Below are 21,853 nucleotides of genomic sequence, written 5' to 3' on the forward strand. Positions count from 1 at the left end.
GGGGAGGCGCGGGTCGATGCGCACAGCAGCACGGGCGGAAGCCCGCCTCGATGACGCGGGCAGCATCCTGGTCGCGCCACCGGCGCTGCGGGACCATGACCTGACCAGGGACTTCTTCGGGCGCGTGATCACTCCGGAGGAACTTTCCTCCGGTGTGCCCGGGGTCGCCGGCAAGACCGTCTACCTGTGCGGAGACGTGTCGGCGGTGCGCGGCCGCGAACTCGACGGGGCCGCGAGGGTCTTCGTCGTCAGGGAGCTGTCACAGGGTCACGACGAGGTCGCGGGTGGACCTCGGCCGGTCGTGGACATCGGCCGGGTCCCTGTGCGCGTACACGGCGTGGGCGTGTACTACCGGCGCTTCTTCGACCGCGGCTCCGATCGCTTCGACCGGATCTGTGCGGAGCACACCTTCCAGTCCCTCACGGAGTCGACCAAGCCCGGTACGTCCCACCGCACCGGAATCTATCTGACCCCCGTCACGCAGGACCGCGACGAACTGCACTTCCGCCTGCTCCGGTGCTCCACGAACCTGTCCGGGCCGACCGAGAACTTCCGGGCGACGGACACCGGCATCGTGGACGCCCTGAACGTCGAGGCGGCCGCTGTCTTCCGGAACCACGCACCGCTGAACCACGTGCTTGCGCAGGTCTACCGCAACACCCCGACCACCGCCGAGCGCAAGCAGGCCAAGGCGAAGATCTCGGCGCATGCCGACAAGACCAAGGACATGCCCGCCGACGGCATCATGGCCTTCTGCACCTTCTACGACGGTATCGAGCAGCTGCGCCCCATGGCCGACGACGCCTTCGACCACGGTGCGAACGGTGTCAGCGGCCTCACCAGGCTCCACTTCCGCCTCAAGGAGCCGGCCGGAGAACCTGCCGGACAGGCGCTCCCGCTCCAGTTCACCCTGACCCTGTATCCCGACTCCGTGTTCTTCATGCCGCTGTCCACCAACCGGCTGTACACGCACGAGATCCGGCCTTCGACGCTGGACGCCCGCCTGCTCCCGACCCGCCTGGGGTACGTGGTCCGCTGCTCCGGCGCCGAAGCCGTGCACAAGGACGGCCGGACGTTCCTCAAGCGGAGCGGCGACCTGGTCGAGCTGGGACCGCCCACCCCCGAGGGCATGGACGAGCTGCGCAGGCTGTACGCCGAGGAGAACCGGACCCGAGCCGTCGTCGACTACGGCGACGGGTTCCGCTTCAGCATGAACGCGGGAGACTACCGTGCCCCCCGAATCTAGCCTGCCGGACGAAGTCCGCTCCTACGCACTGGTCGCCGCCGCCGATCTCTTCGAAGAGCTGTTCGCCTCGGCCCGGTTCGAGGACCTGGGGAAAGGCAGACTCGGGACCACAGTGGTCAAGTGCGACGAGACGGGTGGCATACCGCTGGTGCGGACGACCACCCGCTACCGCACCCCGGCGCAGCACTTCCAGCCCGTGCACGAGCGGCTGGCGCGACAGATCCAGGAGCGGGCGGAGTTGTCCGTCGGCTTCGACAACGCCCTCGTCGAGTGCTACACGAACGCCTACCGGACCATGGGCAGCCACTCCGACCAGGCTCTCGACCTGGCGGACGGGTCGTTCATCGCCGTCTTCTCCTGCTACCGGCACCCCGGCGTGAGCCAGCCTCGGAAGCTGGTCTTCGAATCGAAGGAGCCCGGGGCCGACGGTTTCGAGATCCCGCTGGCGCACCACGGTGTCGTCGTGTTCTCCGTCGCCACGAATCGACTGCTCAGGCACAGGATCGTGCTGGACGCGGCCGGCCCGGTGCCCGACAACCAGTGGCTGGGCGTGACCTTCCGTACGTCGAAGACCTTCGTGCGGTTCCGGGACGGGGACGCGTACCTCCCGGACGGTGCGCGCCTTCTGCTGGCCGATGAGGAGCAGCGGGCCGAGTTCTACCGACTGCGGCGCCGGGAGAACCAGGAGACGGACTTCGCCTACCCCCTCCTGACGTACACGGTCAGCGGGAGTGATCTGGTGCCGCCCGTCTGACGACTGCGGGGAGCGTGGTCAGTAGGGTCCGCAGCGTGGCGGTGGAACTTGACGGGGTACGGGAAGTGGCGGCGCGGATCGCCGGTGAGTTGACCGCCGCCGGGGCCGTGGCGGTGGTGCTGGTCGGCAGTGTGGCGCGCGGTGACGCCCGGCCGACCTCGGACGTCGACCTGGTGGCGGTGGGCGAGGGGCCGGAGTACCGGTTGTCGGTCCGCGACGGGCGGCAGCCCCCGCGCCGCGGCGGTGATGCGCGGCCTGCTCGCGGTGCGGCTGGCCACGATCCTGGCGGTGCACCACCGCCTCCTCTACGACACCGAGAACCGGCTGTGGGATCTGGTTGCCGAGGCCGAGGGGCCGCAGTGGTCGGCCGCGCAGGACCTGGCCCTCGGCGTCACCCCGGGCACCGGCGGGGCGGCGGACCGGGCCGCCCTCGACCTCTATGCCGCGACCGCGCGGCGTACGCGGGAGCTGCTCGACGCGGAGCAGTCGGCGGTCGTGCGGCTGGCGCTGGAGACGGCGGGAATCCGGCAGCTTCCGTTGACATAATCTTAGATATAGCATTCGATCTATGCGAAAGATTGCTCTCTTCTTTGCCGCTATTGCCGCGACGGTGCTGATGGGCGCCACTCCGGCCGCGGCCGCGACCGGCTGGACCTTCCACAGCGGCGGGTACGACGACGACGTCTTCTTCCAGACGCCGTGCATGGACAAGGGCGCGCAGCTGCTGGCGGCCGGCACCATCGCCGACTACCAGTGCCGGGTCAACTCCGGCAACGGCTACTGGGACCTGTTCGTCGTCAGCGGCACGTGGACCTACCGCAGCGCCCACTACAACAACGACGTCTTCGGCACCGCCTGCGCCAACGCCGGTCAGGCGCTGATCGCCAACGGCACCATCACCACGTACCAGTGCCGCTTCGACAACACCAACTACGTCAAGCTCTGGGTCATCGTCTAACCCTCGCCGGAGTTGGGAAGGGACCCTTCTACATCGGATTCCGATAAGAAGGGTCCCTTCCTTGCGCGGGCTAGGCGCGCCGGCGGTCGGCGGCGGCCTGGACCTCGTCGAGGGTGTCGGCGATGTCGGCGCCGGCCACCGCGTCGGGCAGGTCGTCCTCCATCCGGCGCAGCGGGCGGTAGGCCAGCCCGAGCAGGCCCCAGACCGCCAGCAGCAGGCCGCAGCCGACCAGGATGAGCCCGTTGCCGCGGCCGTCGCCCACGCCGACGATCCGGCCGACGGTGCCGGCCAGCGCCCCGCCGGGTGCCAGCAGCGGCTGGACCGCCTCGGCCAGCGGCGGTGCGGTGAGGAACGCCAGCGGTGTCATCGCCACCGCGAGCATCTGGTTGGTCGCCAGCACCCGCCCCTGCAGGTCCAGCCCTACCTTGACCTGGATGATGGACAGCCAGTGGGCGTTGAGGACGCTCAGCGAGGCGTACCAGATGAGGCTGCCCACGGCCGCGACGGCCAGGGTCGGCCGCACTCCGACCAGCAGCGCGCCGAGGCCGACGCCGGAGACGAAGCCGACCATGCCGAGGGCGCGGCGCCGGGAGCCGCCCCACAGCACCATCGCCAGCGCGCCGAGGCCCGCGCCGAGGCCGCTGCACGCGGTCACGACGCTGACGCCGGTGGCGCCGCCGAAGGCGTACACCGTGGGCACGGTGACGGCGAGCGCCAGCATGGCGAGGTAGTTCTCGACGATGAAGAAGCCGATCATGACCATGAGTGGTCGCCGCCGGACCAGATACCGCCAGCCGCCCGCGATCGCCCTGGTGAAGGTCTCCTCCTGGCGCCGGAACAGCCGGTCCGGCAGCCGCACCGCCAGCAGCGTCAGCAGGCCTGCCAGCAGCGACAGCACGTCCACCGCCACGACGCCCGGCAGCCCCACCGCGATGATCAGAGCCCCGCCGGCCAGCGGGGCGATCAGCTGCCCGAGGCCCGGCCCGAGGTTGGCCAGCGCGTTCGCCTGGCCCAGGTACGGCTTGGGCACCAGCTGCGCCACCGCTGCCAGGTACGCGGGCCGGTGGAACGCGGTCACCGCCGACAGCAGCCCGACCAGGACCCCGACCCCGGCGATGCTGAGCCGGCCCACGGCCAGCAGTCCGACCATCGCGGTCATGATCAGCGCCCCGGCGCCGTTGCACGCCAGCATGATGCGCCGCCGGTCGATCCGGTCGGCGACGGCGCCGCCCAGCGGCAGCAGCAGGATCGCGGGCAGCAGCGCCAGCATGGTGACCAGCGCGTAGTCGGCGACCCGGCCGCTGGTCCGGTACGCCCACACGCCCAGCGCGAACGAGCTGAGCGCCGCGCCGATGAGCGACACCGACTGCCCGGCCGCCATCAGGTAGAACTCGCGCAGGTCGCGGCGGGCCGCTTTACCGGTGACCCCGTCGGCGGTACGCGGCCGCGGCAGCCGCCCGGCCCGCCAGTCCGCCGCCGCCGCGGCGACCCGGTCGGCCAGCCACGACGCCTGGTGCTTGAGGAAGTAGTGCCCGGCGCGGGGCACCACGGCCAGCTCGACCCGGTCGGCGAACGCGCCCCACTCGGCGTACCGCTCCTCGTAGAGCTCGGTCGACCGGTCCCGGGCGCCGATGACGCACAGCACCGGGGCGCGCAGCCGCCGCCGGTCGGGGCGGGTCAGCTCGTGGGTGAACCACGACTGCGCCTGGTCCACGTCGTGGCGCAGCCCGCGCAGGATCACGTCGGCGTCCAGGCCCTCGTCGTCGTCCAGGCCCCCGAGCGTACGCAGGAAGTCGCGGTAGGCCCGGTCGGAGGTCCAGAAGGTCGCCGAGAAGCGGCGGTGCAGCCAGGCCGACACGCGTCCGGGCAGCCGGGCGGCGGGGAAGCTGCCGCCGACGACCAGGCCGACGACCTCGCGGCCGTCGGACTCCAGGCGCAGCGCCAGCTCGGTCGCCGCCGCCGAACCCACGCAGTGGCCGTAGACGAGCACCGGTCCGGCGGGCAGCTCGGCCGTGATCCGGTCGATCAGGTCCGGCAGCGGCAGCTGCGGCTCCTCTGGGCGGGCCGGGTCGTGTCCGGGCAGCTCCACGGCCAGCACCGCCGCGCCGGGCAGCCGCTGCGCGAGTTCGGTCGCGAACGGACCGTACGCGGCCGCCGAGCCGCCGCCATACGGCACGCACAGCACGGTCAGGGTGGCCGCGGCCGGACCCGCCAGGCGGTGCAGCAGCCCGTCGGGCGGGCCGCCGCCGTCCAGGTGCGCGGCCAGCTCGCGGACGGTCGGCCGGGTGAACAGGTCGATGACGCGCAGCTGCGGGTCGATGGCGCGTACGGCCCGCACCGCCTTGAACGAGTCGCCGCCCAGGGCGAAGAAGTCGTCGTCGATGCCGAGGTCGTCGCATTCGAGCACCTGCGCCCAGGCTGCGGCGACAAGCTGCTGCATGGGCGTGGACGGCGCGACGCGGCCGGCGGCCGAGGGCGGCGCCGGTTCGGGCAGCGCGGCCCGGTCCACCTTGCCGTTGGGAGTCAGCGGCAGCGCCGCCAGCGGCGTGATGGTGGCGGGCACCATGTAGTCGGGCAGCCGGTCCCGCAGCGCGGCCCGTACCGCCGTCTGGTCCGCCTCCGCCGGGGTGATCCAGGCGGCCAGGCGCCGGGTGTGCGCCTGGCCCACGGGCAGCACCACGGCCTCGGCGACGCCGTCGACCTCCCGCAGCGCGGTGGCGACCTCGTTCAGCTCGACCCGGAAGCCCCGGATCTTCACCTGGTCGTCGACCCGGCCGAGGATGTCGACCAGCCCCGACGCGTTGACCCGGACCCGGTCGCCGGAGCGGTACCAGCCGTCGGTGAAGCGGTCGTCGGTGTGGTTCAGGTAGCCCCGGGCCACGCTCGGCCCGCCGATGCGCAGCTCGCCGGGGACTCCGGTGGGCACGTCGCGCCCGGCCGGGTCGGTCACCCGGCAGCGCACGTCGTTCAGGGGTAGGCCGATCGGCACGATGCCGTGCCGCCGCTCGGCGGGCACCTGCGCCACCGGGCAGGCGAACACGGACACCGTCGTCTCGGTCGGTCCGTAGTGGACCTGCACCTCCAGGTCCGGCCGGGCCCGCTCCACCCGCTCCACCAGGTCCCACGGGACCGGCTCGCCCGCCAGGACGAGCAGCCGCCGGGGCAGCAGCCCGGCGAGGTCGCCGTGCGCGGCGAGCAGCTCCAGGTGGCTGGGGACCATCTTGATCGCCTCGACCGGGTGCGCGGCCAGGTACAGGGCGAACGCCTGCGGGTCGGTCGCGGTCTCGCGGTCGACCAGGTGCGCGGTCGCGCCGGTGGTCAGCGCGCCGAGCAGGTTGGTCAGGCCGAGGTCGGCGGCGTGCGTGGACACCAGGGCGTACGACCCGGGCCGCCCGATCCGGTCCGCGACCGCGCTCAGGTAGTGGGTGATGTGCCGGTGCTCGACGGCGACACCCTTCGGGTGCCCGGTCGACCCCGAGGTGAAGATGAGGTACGCGAGCTGCTCCATCGCCACCGGCACGGCCGCGGCGGGCTCGCCGGCCACGTCGGCGACCACGATCGCGTGGCGCCCCGGCACCCGCCCGGCGTGCTCCGGCTCGGTCAGCACGAACCGCGCTCCGGCCTTGTCCAGGATCCCGGCGAGCCTGCCGTCCGGGTAGCCCGGATCCACCGGCAGGTACACCGCGCCCGCCTTGAGCACGCCGAGCATCGCCACCGGCAGGCTCACGCCGCGCTCGGTGAGCACCGCGACCGGCTCCTCCGGCCGTACCCCGGCGGCCAGCAGCCGCCCGGCGACCACGGCCGCCCGGTGCTCCAGTTCGGCGTAGTCGAGCGTCCCGTCGGCGGCCACCACGGCGACCGCCTGCGGGCTGCTCACCGCGTGAGTGGAGATCAGCTCGTGCAGCGGCCGGTCGAGGGGGTGGTCCGCCGCCGGGCCGTCCGGTCCGGTGGTGAGGTCCGCCTCCAGCGGCAGGTCGCCCACCGGCCGGTCCGGGTCGGCCACGAGCCCCACCAGGAGGGTATGGAACCAGCCCGCCAGCCGGTGCGCCGTACCCTCGTCGAACAGGTCGGCGCGGTAGAGCAGGCCGCCCCGGTAGCCGCCCCCCGCGGTCCGGGACAGGGCCAGGTTGAGGTCGTACTTGGTGGTGCGGATCGGCAGTTCCACGTCGGTGGCGCCGGGGAGCAGCGGCGGCGGGGATGCCGTGTCCAGCACGTTGAGCAGCACCTGGAAGATCGGGGTGGTGGCCAGGTTCCGCTCCGGCTGCAGCCGGTCCACGATCCGTTCGAACGGCGTCTCGGCGTGCCCGAACGCGTCCAGCGCCCGCTCGCGTACCCGGGCCAGCAGTCGGCGGCCGGTCGGGTCGCCCGACAGGTCGGCGCGCAGCACCAGCGTGCCGATGAAGCAGCCGATCATCGGCTCCAGGCTGGGGTGGTGGCGGCCCGCGTGCGGCACGCCGACGGCGACGTCGTCGGTGCCGCAGACCCGGGCCAGCATCGCCTGCCAGGCGGCCAGCAGCACCATGAACGGGGTCGCCGCGGTCGCGGCGGCCAGCTCGCCGATCCGCCGCGCCAGCTCGGCGGGCAGCTCCACCGGGATCTGCCCGGCGGTCCAGTCGGCCACGGCGGGCCGGGTCCGGTCCACCGGCAGGTCCAGCACCGGTTCCAGGCCGGACAGCTGCCCGGCCCACCAGTCCAGCTCCGCCTCGGGCGCCGGGCGTCCGGCCTGCCAGCGGGCGAAGTCGGCGTACTGCAGCGCGGGTGCGGCCGGGGCGGTGGTGCCGGTGGTGCGGTGGGCGTACAGGGCGCCCAGCTCGGCCAGCATCAGGTCGGCCGACCACGCGTCGCAGGCGATGTGGTGCACGACCAGCAGCAGCACGTGCTCGTCCGGGGCCGACCGGAAGACCGCCGCGCGCAGCGGCGGGTCGGTGTCCAGCCGGAACAGCCGGTTGCGGCAGGCGAGCAGCTGCTCGGTCAGCCCGGCCGGGTCGGTGTCGACGACCTCGACCGGCACCCGGTCCGGGTCGCCGAGCAGCGCGAACGGTTCGCCGTCGCGGTCGACGAAGGTGGTCCGCAGCACGTGGTGGCGGGTGGCCAGGTCGCGTACCGCCGCCGCGAGCGCGTCGGTGTCCAGCGGCCCGCGCAGCCGTACGGCGGCGGTCACGTGGTAGGCGGGGCTGTCGGGTTCGAGCTGGTGCAGGAACCACAGCCGGGCCTGGGCCCGCGACAGCGGCGCGGGCTGGTCCGGGTCGCCGACGGGGATGCCCGCCGGGGCCGCGATGGTGCGCCGGGCCTGGGCCAGGCGGGAGCTGAGCAGACTCTGCCTGCTGTCGGTGACGGTCACTGCTCCACCTCCGCCAGGATCAGCGCCTCCAGCGCGGCCGCGAACCCGGCCAGCACCGGCTGCTCGAACAGCAGCCGTACCGGCACCGGCAGCTCCAGCGCCTCGCGCAGCCGCCCGGCGACCAGCGTCGCCGCCAGCGAGTGCCCGCCCAGGGCGAAGAAGTCGTCGTGCACCGACAGCCCGTCGCGGCGCAGCACCGCACCCCACACGTCGGCGACCAGCTCCTCGGCCTCGGTCCGCGGGGCGACGTGCGCGTGCTCGGCCGCCCGCGGTTCGGGCAGCGCCCGGCGGTCGAGCTTGCCGGAGGCGTTGACCGGCAGCGCGTCCAGCAGCGCCCAGCGGCGCGGCACCATGTGGTCGGGCAGCGTCGCGTGCAGCAGCGTCTCCAGCTCCGACGTCGACACGGCCGCACCCGGCTGCGGCACCACGTACCCGGCCAGGTGCGCGTCGCCGCCCGTGCCCAGGACCGTCGCGGCGGCCTGCGCCACGCCCGGCAGGGTCCGCAGCTGGGCCTCGATCTCGCCCAGCTCGACGCGGTGGCCGCGCACCTTCACCTGGCCGTCGTCGCGGCCGACGAAGTCCAGCAGCCCGTCGGCGCGCCAGCGCACCAGGTCACCGGTGCGGTAGCAGCGTTCCTCCGGCCGTACCGGGTCGGCGACGAAGGCGGCCCCGGTCAGGTCCGGCCGGTCGCGGTAGCCGCGGGCCACCCCGGCGCCGCCGATCCACAGCTCGCCGACGGTGCCGGGCAGGGCGAGGCGCCCGGCGGCGTCCATCACGTACACCCGCTCCCCGGCCATCGGCGCTCCGATCGGGACGGTCGCGCCCACGGGCTCGGCCATGCGGTACATGGTCGAGGTCACGGCGGTCTCGGTCGGGCCGTAGCCGTTCCAGGCCTGGCCGGTGCGGGCGATCAGCTCGCGGGCCAGTCCGGGGTCGACGGCCTCGCCGATGGCGACCAGGCGCACCGCCGGGGCCTGCCAGCCGGCCGCGACCAGCATCCGGAACGTGGTCGGCGTGCCCGTCATGACGGTGACCCCGGCCTCGGCGATCCGCCGCGCCACCAGGTGCCCGTCGACGGCGTCGCAGCGCTGCACCAGCGCCAGCCGCAGGCCGTTGCTCAGCGCCACCCACAGCTCCAGCCCGGCCACGTCGAACGACAGCGCGGTCAGGCCCAGCATCACGTCGTCGGCGGTGACCGGCACCAGTTCGCAGTTGGCCGCCACGTACGCGGCGAGGTTGCCGTGGGTCAGCTCCACGCCCTTGGGGCGGCCGGTCGAGCCGGAGGTGTAGAGCACGTACACCAGGTCGTCCGGGCCGACAGCGGGCAGTGGGACGGGCTCGGCCGCCAGCGCGTCGGCCAGGTCGAGCAGCACCGCGCCGGTGCCCTCGGCCAGCTCGGCGGCCAGTGCCCAGGTGTCGGCCGTGGCCAGCACCACGCCCGCGCCCGCGTCGGTGAGCTGGTGGCGCAGCCGGGCCACCGGCTGGTCGGGCTCCAGCGGCACGTACGCCGACCCGGCCCGCATCACCCCGACCAGCGCGGCGGGCAGGTGCCGGTGCCGGGGCAGGCACAGCCCGACGGGGGCGCCGTTCCCGGCGCCGCGCGACAGCAGCGCCGCCGCGATCGCCGCCGAGTCGCGGTCCAGCTCGCCGTAGGTCAGCGTGCCGTCGACGGCGTCGACGGCGATAGCCTGCGGCCGGTCCGCGGCCTGCGCCAGCACCGCGTCCAGCACGGTGGCGGGCGCGTCGGCCGGCAGCCGCGGCCCGGTGCCCCGGGCGATCAGCTCGGCCCGTTCGGCCGGGTCGAGCAGGTCCAGCTCGGACAGCCGGAGGTCCGGTGTGGACACGATGCCGTCCAGCAGCCGCTCGAACCAGCGGGCCCACCGCCGCACGGTGGCCGGATCGAGCAGGTCCGCCCGGTAGCTGAGGAAGCCGTGGTAGTCCTCGGCCCGGCCGGTCAGCGACAGGCTCAGGTCGAACTTGTTGGAGTCCAGCGGCGACTCCAGGCGGGTCACCGCCACGCCCGGCAGCGTCGGCTCGCGCAGCGGGGTGTCCAGCAGGAACAGCATCGACTGGATGACCGGGGTGGTGACGGTGGTGCGCTGCGGCGCGATGGCCTCCACCACCCGCTCGAACGGCGCGTCGGCGTGGGCCAGCGCGTCCAGGGCGGTGTCGCGTACCCGGGCCAGCAGCTCGCGGCCGGTCGGGTCGCCGGCCAGGTCGGTACGCATGACCAGCGTGTTGAGGAAGCAGCCGACCACGGCCTCGATGTCGCGGTGGCGCCGCCCCGACTGGGGCACCCCGACCGCGACGTCCTGGCTGCCGCACAGCCGGCCCAGCAGCGCCTGCCAGGCCGCCAGCAGCACCATGAACGGCGTGGCGCCCGCGGCCCGCGCGGTCTCCCGCAGCCGCCCGGTGAGCTCCGGCGACAGGGTCAGCGGCACGTAGCCGCCGGTCCAGTCGGCCACCGGCGGGTACGGGCGGTCCGTCGGCAGCGCCAGCACCGGCTCCAGCCCGGCCAGGCGGCGCACCCACCAGCCGGTGGCCTCCGGATCGGCGGGCAGCTGCTGCTCCCACTCGGTGACGTCGGCGTACTGCAGGCGCGGCGGCGCGAGCGCCTCACCCCGGCCGAGCCGGGCGGCGTAGCAGGCGGCTAGCTCGTCCAGGATGAGGTCCTGCGACCAGGCGTCGGTGGCTATGTGGTGCACGGTCAGCGCCAGCACGTGCTCCTGCCCGCCGAGCGCCAGCAGCAGCGCGCGCAGCGGCGGCTCCCGGTCGAGCCGGAACGGGCGGCGCACCTCCGCCGCGATCGCCGCGTCCAGCCCGGCCGGGGTGACGTCGACGCGGGTCAGCGGCACCCGGTCGGCGGGTCCGGCCACGGCGACCGGGTCGTCACCGGTGTGGGCGATGACGCTGCGCAGCACCTCGTGCCGCTGTACGACCTCGCGCAGCGAAGCCAGCAGCGCGTCGGCGTCCAGCGGGCCGGACAGGCGCAGCACGTGCGGCACGTGGTAGATGGCCGGGTTCTGCTCGAACTGGCTGTTGAACCACAGGCGGCGCTGCGCCGCCGACAGCGGCTGCGGCGCCAGCGGGTCGCGGCGGGCGGGGATGGCCGAGCCGGGTTCGGCGCGTACGGCGGTCCGCGCAGCGGCGACCCGCCGCTCCAGCAGGGTACGCATGGTGTCGTCGGTCGTGGTCATGGTCACTCCCCCCGGCGGCCGGACTCGGCCGTGATCTCGGCGATGACAAGGTCTTCGAGCTGCCGGGCGAAGTCCGACAGCACCGGGTGTTCGAACAGCAGCCGCACCGGCACCGCGCAGCCGAGCCCCTCGCGCAGCCGGCCGACGACCCGGGTCGCGGCCAGCGAGTGGCCGCCCAGGCCGAAGAAGCTGTCGTCGGCGCCGATGTCCGCGGCCGTCAGCGTCTGCGCCCAGGCCTCGGCGACGAGCTGCTCCATTGCCGACCGCGGCGGGGTGTGCGGCCGGTCGGCCCCGGGCTGCGGCAGCGCGGCCAGGTCCACCTTGCCGCTGGGCATGACCGGGAACGCGTCGAGCACCACCCAGCGGTGCGGCACCAGGTACTCGGGCAGCCGGGTCCGCAGGTGGGCGGCGGCCTCGTCGCCCGTGACCGCGCTCCGGCCGACCACGTACCCGACCAGGTGCGCCTCGGCGCCGTGGCCGTGCGCGACGACGACGGCGTGCGCCACCTGCGGATGGTCGCGCAGCACCGACTCGATCTCGCCCAGCTCCACCCGGTAGCCCCGGATCTTCAGCTGGTGGTCGCGGCGGCCGCAGAAGGCCAGCTCACCGTCGGCGCGCAGGCGCACCAGGTCGCCGGTGCGGTAGCAGCGGCCGCCGGGGGAGTGCGGGTCGGGCACGAACGCGGCGGCGGTCAGCTCCGGGCGGCGGTGGTAGCCCAGCGCGGGTCCGGCGCCGCCGATCCACAGCTCCCCGGCCGCGCCGGGCGGGGCGAGGCGGCCCAGCGGATCCATCACGTAGAGGCGCTCGCCGGGCATGGCGTGCCCGATCGGGACGGTCTCGGCGACGTCCAGCACCCGGTACGCGGCCGACAGCACGGTCGCCTCGGTGGGGCCGTACGCGTTCCACAGCTCGCCCACCCGGCCCAGCAGGTCCCGGGCCAGGGCGGGGTCCAGGGTCTCGCCGCCGCTCCAGATCCGCAGGTCGGCCTTGCCGGTCCAGCCCGACGCCAGCAGCGTGCGCAGCATCGTGGGCGGCACGTTCATCGCGGTGACCCCGTGCGCGTGGATGCGTTCGGCCAGGCGGTGCCCGTCCACGGCGGCGTCGCGTTCGACCACGACGACGCAGGCGCCCGAGGACAGGCTGGACCACATCTCGGCGCAGGAGGTGTCGAAGCTGAGCGTGGCGACCGCGAGCATGCGGTCGCCGGGGCCGATGCCCGGCACGCGGCCGAGTGAGGCGGCCAGCGACGCCAGGCCCCGCTGCGCCACCGCCACGCCCTTGGGCGTCCCGGTCGAGCCGGAGGTGTAGAGCAGGTACGTCAGGTCGTCGCCGCCGACCGGGTCGAGTTCGACCGGTCCGGCCGAGGGGGCGGTGTCCAGGTCGAGCGGCCTGGTCCCGGCCACGGTCGCGGCGGTCTCGGCGGTGGCCGTACGGCACAGCACCACCCTGGCCCCGCCGTCGGCGGCCAGCCAGGCCAGCCGCTCGGCGGGCAGTTCGGGCTCCAGCGGCAGGTACGCCGCGCCCGCCCGCCACACCCCGAGCAGGGTCGAGGGCAGCCGGTGGTCGCGGGGCAGGCAGACGCCGACCACGTCGCCCCGGCCGACGCCCGCGCCGCGCAGCACCCCGGCGATCTCGGTCGACAGGTCCCACAGCTGCTGGAACGTCAGCTGCCCGGCCGCACCGACCGCGGCCGTGTCCCCGGGGCGCGCGGCGACGTGCGCGGCGATCGCGTCCACGACGGTCGGCGCCGCGTCCAGCGCGGGCCCGACGGCCACGCGCAGCAGCTCGGCCTGCTCGGCGTCGGTGACCAGCGGCAGCCGCGCCAGGGGCCGGTCGGGGTCGCCGGGCAGTCCGGCGAGCACCAGCAGCAGCCGGTCGGCGAACACGGCGGCGGCGTCGGGGTCGAGCAGTTCGAGGTCGTACTCGACTTGCAGTTCGACGCCGTCGACGGTCTCGTTGACGAACACCGTCAGCGGGTTCTGGGCGGCGCCGCAGCCGAGTTCGCCGAGCAGGTCGACGGCGACCGGGCCGGAGCGGGCGCGTACCGGCATGCCGGACGGCTGCGCCGAGAGCACCACCGGGGTGATCATCGCACCGCGCGACTGGGTGCCGATCGCGTGGAACAGGTCGTCGGTGGACGGTCGCGGCAGGTCCAGGGCGCGGGCGGTGGTCGCGGCGGCGGTGCCGAGGGCGTCGCGCAGGCTCGCGCAGCCGTCCAGCCGCAGCCGTACCGGCAGCACGTCGACCAGCGGTCCGAAGACCCGGTCGAGTTCGGGCTCGGCGCGCCGCGCCGCGACCGCGCCCACGAGCACGTCGGCGCGCGCGGTGAGCCCGGCCAGCAGCAGCCCCAGGCCGGTGAGGTACGCGGTGAAGGCGCTCGTCCCGCAGTCCGTGCTCAGCTCGGTGAGCCCGGCGACCAGCGCGGGCGGCAGCGGCCGGGTCAGCCGCCCGCCCTGGAACCCGCCCTTGCCGGTGAACAGGTCGCTCGGCGGGGTGGCCCCGGCCAGCTCCCGTCCCCACTGCTCGGCGGCCTGCCCGGCTCGGGTGTCCGGCCGCAGCGCGACGTCGCCGACCTGCACCCCGGGCGCCTCGGCGGACCCGGGCCGGCCCAGCTCGGCGGCGAGGTCGGTGAGCAGCACCCCCACCGACCAGCCGTCGCAGGCGAGGTGGTCGCTGACCGCGACCAGCTCGGCCGTGCCGGCGCCGTGCCGGATCAGCTCGACCCGCAGCAGGGGCACTGGCGCGGCCAGGTCGAACGCGTGCCGGGCCGCGGCCTCGGCGATCCCGGCGGCGCGGTGGTCGCGCTGGTCGGCGGGCAGGTCGCGCAGGTCGTGCTCGGTCACCGGCACGTCCGTGTACGCCCCGACGACCGCGACCGGCTCCCCGTCCTGCTCGACCACCCGGCTGCGCAGCACCTCGTGCCGCGACACCAGCGCGCCCAGCGCCCGGCGCAGCTCGTCGGCGGTCACCGGGCCGGTCAGCCGGGCCCGGAACGCCACCGTGGTCACCTGCGGCACGCCGCTGATCTGCCGCAGCGTCCACAGCTCCCGCTGGGTGGGCGTCAGCGGGTAGCGGCCGGTCCCGGCGTGCCGGGTCAGGCCGGGTCGGGACGGCTCGGCCGCACCCGCGGCGACCAGGGCGGTCAGTGCCGCCGCCGTCGGTTCGGCGAGGAACGCGGCCAGCGGTACGGCGGTGCCGAACTCGCGGCCGACCAGCGCGCACAGCCGTGCCGCGGTCAGCGAGTGCCCGCCGAGGTCGCCGAAGCGGTCGAGCACGCCGACCGGGGGCAGGCCGAGCACGTCGCCGACGAGCGCCGCGACCGCCGCCTCGGCAGGGGTGCGCGGGGCGAGGTAGGGCACGGTGGTGTCCCGCCGTGCGGCGACCTCCGGCAGCGCCGCCTTGTCGATCTTGCCGTTCGGGTTGAGCGGCAGCCGCTCGGCGCACCGGAACCGGGTCGGCACCAGGTGCTCGGGCACCCGCTCGGCCAGCCAGGCGCGCAGCTCCCGCTCGTCGAGGGCGTCGGCCTCGACGTGGGCCTCCAGGAAGGCGGCGCCGTCGGCGTCGGTGCGGGCGAGCACGCAGGCGCGGCGTACCGCCGGGTGGCGCACCAGCACCGCCTCGACCTCGCCGGGCTCGACCCGGTAGCCGCGGACCTTGACCTGGTCGTCGGCCCGCCCCGCGAAGCGCAGCACGTCGCCGTCGCGGCGGACGAGGTCGCCCGAGCGGTAGACGCGGCCGCCGTCGGGCTCGACCGTGAAGGCCGTCGACACCCGGCCGAGGTAGCCGCGGGCCACCACCGGGCCGCCGATCCACAGCTCACCCAGCTCGCCGTCGGGGACCGGGCGGCCGTCGGGGTCGCGCACGGTCAGCACGGCGCCCGCGACCGCGCGCCCGAGCGACGGCTCGCCCGCCTCCTCGCGGGGCACGTCGGCGATGGCGCAGGTGGTGGTGCACTCGGTCGGACCGTAGAGGTTGCGTACCCGGGCCACGCCCGGGTTGGCGTAGATCCGGTCGACCAGCGCCCGGGTCAGCGGCTCGCCCCCGGCGAACACCGCGCGCACGCCGTGGGGCAGCGGCTGGCGCAGCAGCGCGGCCAGCGCGGACGGTACGCCGTACACGGTGGTGACCTCGTCGCGGGCGGGCAGGGCGGGCAGGGCCAGCAGGTTGTCGGCCAGGATGACCGTGCCGCCCGCGATCAGCGGCAGGAACAGCTGGCTGATCGACGGGTCGAAGCAGACGGAGGCGGTGGCCAGCATGCCGCGCAGGTCCTCGGCGGGGTACGCCGCCTGCTCCCAGCGCAGCAGGTTCATGGTCTGCCGGTGCTCGACCACGACGCCCTTGGGCCGGCCGGTGGAGCCGGAGGTGTAGATGACGTACGCGGCGTCCGCCGGGGTGCCGGTGTCGGCCGTCGGGGTGTCGGGCTGCGCGGTGTCGGGCTGCGCGGCGTCGAGGACGAGCGCGGCGGCGCCGAGGCCGTCGACGGCGGGCTGAGCGGCCCGGGTGGTGAGGACCAGGGACATGCCCGTGTCGGCGGCGATGAAGGCCAGCCGCTCGGCGGGGTAGGCCGGATCCAGCGGCACGTACGCCGCGCCGCTCTTCAGCACGCCCAGCAGGGCGGGCAGCAGGTGCTCGTCGCGGGGCACGCACACGCCGACCAGTGCGCCGGGTCCGGCGCCGGCCTGGCGCAACCGGGCGGCCACGCGGTCGGCGTGGGCGTCGAGTTCGCCGTACGACGTGCGCACCCTCCCGGCTATCACCGCCACCCGGTCCGGTCCACGCCGGACCTGTTGTTCGAATGCGACGTGGATCCGTTCCGTCATGCAGAATCTCCCCAGCTCACGGCATGCCTGACCGCCCTCCGGTAGGAGGCACGCATCGGCGCATGCGCATCTGACAGTGGCGAAGCGTACCTGCGTTCCGCCAGTCGTCCGAACATCTTTCGCGTCTGCTCCGGATAGGACGAACGGCCAATGGAGAATGCCCGCATGTCTACCTGGACCGTTTCGCACAAACGTACGAATATGCCTGTCTGAACTGGCAAGACGTTCGGCCCGCGCGCCGGGGGTGCGTTACCGGTGGGTGCGCCGACGTCCGGCATCGGAACAGGCCCACCGCTGGAGATCGCGCCATCCGATCACGACCCGCTACAGGCGTACTACAGCTCTGCTACGGCGTCCGCGACCGGACCGCGGATGATCTATCGTTGGGCGGTGGCGATGAGGCAGTGGCTGGTGGGGCTCGGGGTCGGGTTCGCCCTGCTGCTGCTGTCCTGGGCCCTGCTGATCCTCGCGGCCCGCCTGCTGCCCCCGGGCATCGCCCGGGACCTGGCCGCGTTCATCCCGGACTGCGTCACGACCGTGCGCCGCCTGCGCAAAGACCCGCGCGTCCCGCGCCGCGCCAAGATCGCCATCATCGCGGCCGGGATCTGGGTCGCCAGCCCGATCGACCTGATCCCGGAGTTCCTGCCGGTCATCGGCCCGCTCGACGACATCATCGTGGTCGCCCTGGCGCTGCGCTACGCCGGCCGCCAGGTGCCCCGCGACGTGCTCCTGGCCGCCTGGCCCGGCGACCCCCGCCTGATGGAGCGCCTGCTCGGCGCCCCTCGCGAGCTGCCCCCTGAGCCGTAGCCGCCACCTGCCGGCGTGCGGCTTCCGGCATGATGGGCCGGAACGCGGCAGTGGACCTGGGGAGCTGACCAGATGCGTGCACGGGCGGACCGTCCATGGGTGTGATCACCGCGATCCACCGCTACCCGGTGAAGAGCGCCTGGGGCGAATCGCTCGCCGAGGGCGAGGTCGAACCCGGCGGCCTGCGCGCCGACCGGCGGTGGGCCTGCCTGGACCAGGCCGACGGGACCGTGGTCAGCCTCAAGCACCCGCGCCGCTGGTCGGGCATGCTCGCGGTCCGGGCCGCCGTCGCCGCCGACGGCCGGACCGTCGTGCGCGTCGCCGGGCAGGACCACCTCGCCGGGACGGCCGGGGCCGACCGGGCCCTGAGCGAGTGCCTGGGTCGGCCGGTGCGGCTGAGCCGGGAGCTGCCCGCCGACGCCCGGCTGCACCGCCTGCTGCCGGACGAGGCGGGCATGGTGCCCGACTGGCTCGCCGCCGACGCCGGGCAGGAGCTGGTCACCGGGGTCGCGGGCGGCAGCGACGGCCGGTTCGTCGACTTCGGCGCGGTCCACCTGGTCACCACCGGCGCGCTGGCCCGCCTGGCCGCCGAGGTCGGCCACGGCGTCGATCCGCTGCGGTTCCGGCCGAACGTGGTGCTGGACGCGCCCGCCGACCCGGAGCCGGGCACCGAGCTGCGCGCGGGCGAGGTGGTGCTGCGGGTGCGCTTCGCGACGCCGCGGTGCGTCGTGCCCGCGGTCGACGCCGCCGGCGGCCCCGTCGACCGCGCGCTGCTGGCCGCCCTGGCCAGGCACCACCGGGCCGAGCTGCCGGGGATCGGCCGCGCCGCCTGCTTCGGCGTGTACGCCGACGTGGTGGTCCCCGGCCGAATCGGTGTCGGCCAGCGGCTGTCTGCCGGTTGACCTCGTCTGACCGGTGGCCGCGCGCGATCGGGAATCGGTGTCGGCCAGCGGCTGTCCGCCGGGTGACCCTCGCCTGACCGGTGGCCGCGATCGGGAAGGGGTGCTCGTCCGCGGCTCACACCGCACCGGTTGTGCGTACACCATATGAGGTGTGAGGCCGCGCGGAGAACGTCTTGGCGGCGGCGTCGGCTGTGTCGCTAATGCGCCGAAGTGGACGGTTCGCCGTCCGGATCGCCGACGTGGATTCGGATCCGGGTGATCGAAAGACTTGCGTTCTTGGCCGGATGGTGAAATTTTCCTTTGCACTGAACCACTCTTGTGGAGGAAATCTCATGCGGAGGAGAATCACCGCTGCGGCGGTGACCACGGCGCTGCTCGGGGCGCTGCTGCTGCCTGGAGGCGCGCAGGCCGACCCGGTCGCCGAAGGAGCGTCCGCGCAGGGCGCCGCAGACTGCGTGGTCAACCCGGCGCTGCCCAAGCGCCAGTTCCGGGCGATGTGGATCGCCAGCGTCGTCAACATCGACTGGCCGGGCGCGCCGGGCCGCAATGAGGAGACGCTCAAGGCCGAGTACCGGGCCTGGCTCGACCTGGCGCAGCGGCTCAACCACAACGCCGTCATCGTGCAGGTCCGCCCGACCGCCGACGCGTTCTGGCCGTCGCCGTACGAGCCGTGGTCGGAGTGGCTGACCGGCGCCCGCGACGGCAACGGCCCCGGCTGGGACCCGCTGGCGTTCCTGGTGTCCGAGGCGCACGCGCGCAACCTGGAGTTCCACGCCTGGTTCAATCCGTACCGGGTGTCCATGCCGCAGGGCGCCGGGGCCGACCCGAACCTGCTCGCGCCCAACCACCCGGTGCGCCAGCACCCCGAGTGGGCGCTGGCCTACCCGGTCAACGCGGCGGGCAGCCGCCTCTACTACAACCCCGGCATCCCGGCGGTACGGGCGTTCGTGCAGGACGCCATCATGGACGCGGTCGACAGGTACGACATCGACGGCGTCCACTTCGACGACTACTTCTACCCGTACCCGGCCGCCGGCCAGGACTTCCCCGACGCGGCCACCTTCGCCGAGTACGGCGCGGACTTCGCGAGCAAGGCCGACTGGCGCCGCCACAACATCGACGTGCTCATCCAGGAGCTGAGCGGCCGCATCAAGGCCAGCAAGCCGTGGGTGAAGTTCGGGGTGAGCCCGTTCGGCATCTGGCGCAACAAGGCCAGCGACCCGCTGGGCTCGGAGACCAACGGCACCCAGTCCTACGACGCCAACTTCGCCGACACCCGCAAGTGGGTCAAGGAGGGCTGGCTGGACTACATCGTGCCGCAGGTCTACTGGAGCATGGGCTTCGCCGTGGCCGACTACGCCAAGCTGGTGCCGTGGTGGTCCGACGTCGTCACCGGCACCGACACGCAGCTCTACATCGGGCAGGCCGACTACAAGATCAACCTGGCCGGGCAGCCCGCCGCGTGGTTCGACCCGTACGAGATGAGCAAGCACATCACGTTCAACCGGGACTACAACGTCGCCGGGAGCGTGCACTTCTCCGCCAAGGACGTCAAGGCCAACCGGCTCGGCGCCACCGACATCGTCGCCGCCGAGCAGTACAGCAGGCCGGCGCTCGTACCCGCGATGTCGCACCTGCCCGCCGAGCCGCTGATGTTCCCGGTCGTCACCTCGGCCGTGCGCCAGGCCGGCGGCATCGACCTGGCCTGGCGGCCGATCGCCGACGACCTCGGCCCGTTCGGCAAGGCCGCCTCCTACGCGGTCTACCGCTTCGACGGGTTCCAGCCGCGCCTGGGCGCCTGCGACCTCGCCGACGCCAGCCACCTGGTCACCACCACCCGCGGCACGTCGTTCACCGACACCACCGCGGTCCCCGGGCAGCGTTACACCTACTACGTCACCTCGGTCGACCGGCTCTGGAACGAGAGCCCGGCCAGCCCGCCGCGCCTGGTCCCCTGACCCGGAAACCGGGCACGCCCGCAGCCTGCGGGCGTGCCCGGCACGCTTTGAACGCGACATATCCGGGCAACGCGGGTAGCTTGCTGGACATGGAGAGTGCTACCACCGTCGACCGAGCCGTCACCTCGCGCGGAGAGCTGGTGCTCCGGGAGAGCGACGGACACTACGAGGTGATCAGCAACGGCGTGTTCCTCATGGATACCCGGGCCGGGCAGTCCGAGCGCCTGCTGGTGCGGGCCGCGCTGGACACCGCCCCGGACGGCGCCAGGCTGCTCATCGGCGGCCTCGGCGTCGGCTTCTCCCTCGCCGAGGCGGCCGCCTCGGCCCGGCCCGCCCACATCACGGTGGCCGAGATCGAACCGACGCTGGTCGCGTGGCACCGCGGGCCGCTCGCCCGGTTCAGCGCCGGGGCCATGGACGATCCCCGGGTACGGGTCGTCACCGCCGACCTGACCGCGTGGCTGCGCACCAGCGCCGAGACCTTCGACGCCATCTGCCTGGACATCGACAACGGCCCCGACTGGACCGTGTTCGACGGCAACGCCGCCCTGTACACCGACGACGGCCTCGAACTGCTCCGCCGGCACCTCACCCCGGCCGGGGTCCTCGCCGTGTGGAGCGCGGGCGAGTCGCCCGCCTTCGCCCGGCGCCTCGACGCCGCCGTCGGCCCGGTCCGGACCCTGCGCGTGCCGGTCCCGCGCGGCGAGCCCGACATCGTCTACCTGGCCTGGCCGCGCGGGACGGAGCCGCGCTGAGCGCGGTCCGCCGTCACATGGGCGGCGGCGGCACCGGCGGGATCGGCGACGGGCTCGGCGCGGGCGGCTGCGGCGGCGCGGGCACCGGCGGGACCGGCGGCTGCGGCGGCTCCGGCATGGGCACCGGCGGCTGTACGGGATCCATCGGGTCGGTCATCTTCGCCTCCAGCGGTTCGATGCCAGCCATGTACCCGCGGCGGCACCGCCGTCAAACAGCCGTTCGAGGGCTCAGGCGCCCGGCTCGGCCGCCCCGGTCCGCGCCGCCGACCGCAGGCGGCGCTCGGCGATCCGGCCGAGGGCCGCGAACAGCGCCACCACCACCCGGTCGAACAGCCGGTCCGGCAGCAGCCAGCGGGCGAACACCGCCGCCTTCGCGCCGCGCCCGACCGCGTAGCGGGTACGCGGCCGCCGGACGGTCGCGGCCCTGAGGATCGCCGTGGCGACCACTTCGGGCGGCGAGATGTGGTCCGGCTCGGCCGACAGCGCCGCCGCGTACCGCCGGGCGGGTCCGGCGTAGGCGCCCCCACCCGAGACGGCCAGCAACAGCTCGCCCGCCACCTGCGGGAACTCGGTCGCGATCCCACCGGGCTGGATCAGCACCACGTCGACGCCCAGCGGCGCGACCTCCACCCGCAGGCAGTCGCTCAGCCCCTCCAGCGCGTACTTGGTCGAGTGGTACCAGCCGCCCAGCGGCTGGTACAGCCGTGCCCCGACGGAGGAGACGTTGATGATCCGGCCGCCGCCCCGCACCCGCATCTGGGGCAGGACCAGCTGGCACAGCCGCGCCGCGCCGAACACGTTCACCTCGAACTGCCGCCGCGCCTCGACCAGCGGCACGTCCTCCAGCGCGCCGAACGAGCCGTAACCGGCGTTGTTCACCAGGACGTCGACCCGCCCGCACTCCAGCACGACCCGGTCCACCAGCGCGATCACGGCGGCGTCGTCGGTCACGTCGACGGCGGCCGTACGCACGCCCAGCGCCGCCAGCGGCGCCATCCGGTCCAGCCGGCGGGCCACCGCGTACACGGTGAAGTCGTGCTCGTGCAGCGACCGCGCGGCCGCCGCGCCGATCCCGGCGGAGGCTCCGGTCACGATGGCGACCCGGTTCATCAGAT

Annotated in this window: 13 protein-coding genes; 8 read left to right on the plus strand and 5 right to left on the minus strand. The window is 74.4% G+C overall.

Annotation, left to right across the window (positions count from 1 at the left end; all coding sequences use genetic code 11):
* The first annotated feature begins 16 nt into the window (after positions 1-16).
* The 4 genes from QEZ54_RS16720 (at position 17) to QEZ54_RS16735 (ending at position 2,958) form a co-directional block, all read left to right on the plus strand.
* Positions 17-1,246: a hypothetical protein gene (locus QEZ54_RS16720; protein ID WP_281305537.1), complete on the plus strand. Its 1,230-nt coding sequence runs from the start codon at positions 17-19 to the stop codon at positions 1,244-1,246.
* The gene (locus tag QEZ54_RS16725) at positions 1,230-2,000 is read left to right on the plus strand and encodes a hypothetical protein (RefSeq protein ID WP_281305538.1); all 771 of its coding nucleotides are present in this window, start codon (positions 1,230-1,232) and stop codon (positions 1,998-2,000) included. The genes QEZ54_RS16720 and QEZ54_RS16725 overlap by 17 nt, the downstream gene beginning before the upstream one ends.
* Before the next feature lie 246 nt (positions 2,001-2,246).
* Positions 2,247-2,546 (plus strand): hypothetical protein, encoded by a 300-nt coding sequence (locus QEZ54_RS16730; RefSeq protein WP_281305539.1) that lies wholly within the window; start codon positions 2,247-2,249, stop codon positions 2,544-2,546.
* Between the two features lie 22 nt (positions 2,547-2,568).
* Entirely contained in the window at positions 2,569-2,958 is a 390-nt protein-coding gene (locus QEZ54_RS16735; RefSeq protein ID WP_281305540.1) for a hypothetical protein, read from the plus strand.
* Between the two features lie 70 nt (positions 2,959-3,028).
* Here the strand turns inward: QEZ54_RS16735 and QEZ54_RS16740 are convergent, their stop codons facing one another.
* From QEZ54_RS16740 to QEZ54_RS16750, 3 genes are read right to left on the minus strand one after another with little or no spacing between them, the layout of a single operon-like run.
* Positions 3,029-8,299, minus strand: a complete 5,271-nt coding sequence (locus tag QEZ54_RS16740) for a non-ribosomal peptide synthetase/MFS transporter (protein WP_281305541.1) — start codon at positions 8,297-8,299, stop codon at positions 3,029-3,031.
* Positions 8,296-11,496, minus strand: a complete 3,201-nt coding sequence (locus tag QEZ54_RS16745; protein WP_281305542.1) for an amino acid adenylation domain-containing protein — start codon at positions 11,494-11,496, stop codon at positions 8,296-8,298. The genes QEZ54_RS16740 and QEZ54_RS16745 overlap by 4 nt, the downstream gene beginning before the upstream one ends.
* A gap of 2 nt (positions 11,497-11,498) precedes the next feature.
* A complete protein-coding gene (locus tag QEZ54_RS16750; protein ID WP_281305543.1) occupies positions 11,499-16,316 on the minus strand; it encodes a non-ribosomal peptide synthetase in 4,818 nt (1,605 codons plus the stop codon).
* Between the two features lie 396 nt (positions 16,317-16,712).
* Between QEZ54_RS16750 and QEZ54_RS16755 the strand changes: the two genes are divergently transcribed.
* The 4 genes from QEZ54_RS16755 (at position 16,713) to QEZ54_RS16770 (ending at position 20,738) form a co-directional block, all read left to right on the plus strand.
* Positions 16,713-17,123: a DUF1232 domain-containing protein gene (locus QEZ54_RS16755; protein WP_281305679.1), complete on the plus strand. Its 411-nt coding sequence runs from the start codon at positions 16,713-16,715 to the stop codon at positions 17,121-17,123.
* A 95-nt stretch (positions 17,124-17,218) separates the two neighbouring features.
* Entirely contained in the window at positions 17,219-18,025 is an 807-nt protein-coding gene (locus QEZ54_RS16760; RefSeq protein ID WP_281305544.1) for an MOSC N-terminal beta barrel domain-containing protein, read from the plus strand.
* A 332-nt stretch (positions 18,026-18,357) separates the two neighbouring features.
* The gene (locus QEZ54_RS16765; protein ID WP_281305545.1) at positions 18,358-19,983 is read left to right on the plus strand and encodes a family 10 glycosylhydrolase; all 1,626 of its coding nucleotides are present in this window, start codon (positions 18,358-18,360) and stop codon (positions 19,981-19,983) included.
* 89 nt (positions 19,984-20,072) lie between these two features.
* A complete protein-coding gene (locus QEZ54_RS16770; protein WP_281305546.1) occupies positions 20,073-20,738 on the plus strand; it encodes a spermidine synthase in 666 nt (221 codons plus the stop codon).
* Positions 20,739-20,751: 13 nt separating this feature from the next.
* Here QEZ54_RS16770 and QEZ54_RS16775 read toward each other — a convergent pair whose 3' ends face one another.
* Complete coding sequence (locus QEZ54_RS16775; RefSeq protein WP_281305547.1) at positions 20,752-20,925, minus strand: hypothetical protein; 174 nt, start codon at positions 20,923-20,925, stop codon at positions 20,752-20,754.
* A 41-nt stretch (positions 20,926-20,966) separates the two neighbouring features.
* Positions 20,967-21,848: an oxidoreductase gene (locus QEZ54_RS16780; protein ID WP_281305548.1), complete on the minus strand. Its 882-nt coding sequence runs from the start codon at positions 21,846-21,848 to the stop codon at positions 20,967-20,969.
* Positions 21,849-21,853 lie beyond the last annotated feature (5 nt).

Origin of the sequence: Catellatospora sp. KI3 (assembly GCF_029948125.1) — a bacterium.
Lineage (GTDB): Bacteria > Actinomycetota > Actinomycetes > Mycobacteriales > Micromonosporaceae > Catellatospora.

Coding starts and splice junctions, on each gene's coding strand:
- QEZ54_RS16720 (WP_281305537.1), top strand. CDS start 17: ATGCGCACAGCAGCACGGGCGGAAGCCCGCCTCGATGACGCGGGCAGC.
- QEZ54_RS16730 (WP_281305539.1), top strand. CDS start 2,247: ATGCGCGGCCTGCTCGCGGTGCGGCTGGCCACGATCCTGGCGGTGCAC.
- QEZ54_RS16735 (WP_281305540.1), top strand. CDS start 2,569: ATGCGAAAGATTGCTCTCTTCTTTGCCGCTATTGCCGCGACGGTGCTG.
- QEZ54_RS16745 (WP_281305542.1), bottom strand. CDS start 11,496: ATGACCACGACCGACGACACCATGCGTACCCTGCTGGAGCGGCGGGTC.
- QEZ54_RS16750 (WP_281305543.1), bottom strand. CDS start 16,316: ATGACGGAACGGATCCACGTCGCATTCGAACAACAGGTCCGGCGTGGA.
- QEZ54_RS16755 (WP_281305679.1), top strand. CDS start 16,713: ATGAGGCAGTGGCTGGTGGGGCTCGGGGTCGGGTTCGCCCTGCTGCTG.
- QEZ54_RS16760 (WP_281305544.1), top strand. CDS start 17,219: ATGGGTGTGATCACCGCGATCCACCGCTACCCGGTGAAGAGCGCCTGG.
- QEZ54_RS16765 (WP_281305545.1), top strand. CDS start 18,358: ATGCGGAGGAGAATCACCGCTGCGGCGGTGACCACGGCGCTGCTCGGG.
- QEZ54_RS16770 (WP_281305546.1), top strand. CDS start 20,073: ATGGAGAGTGCTACCACCGTCGACCGAGCCGTCACCTCGCGCGGAGAG.
- QEZ54_RS16775 (WP_281305547.1), bottom strand. CDS start 20,925: ATGGCTGGCATCGAACCGCTGGAGGCGAAGATGACCGACCCGATGGAT.
- QEZ54_RS16780 (WP_281305548.1), bottom strand. CDS start 21,848: ATGAACCGGGTCGCCATCGTGACCGGAGCCTCCGCCGGGATCGGCGCG.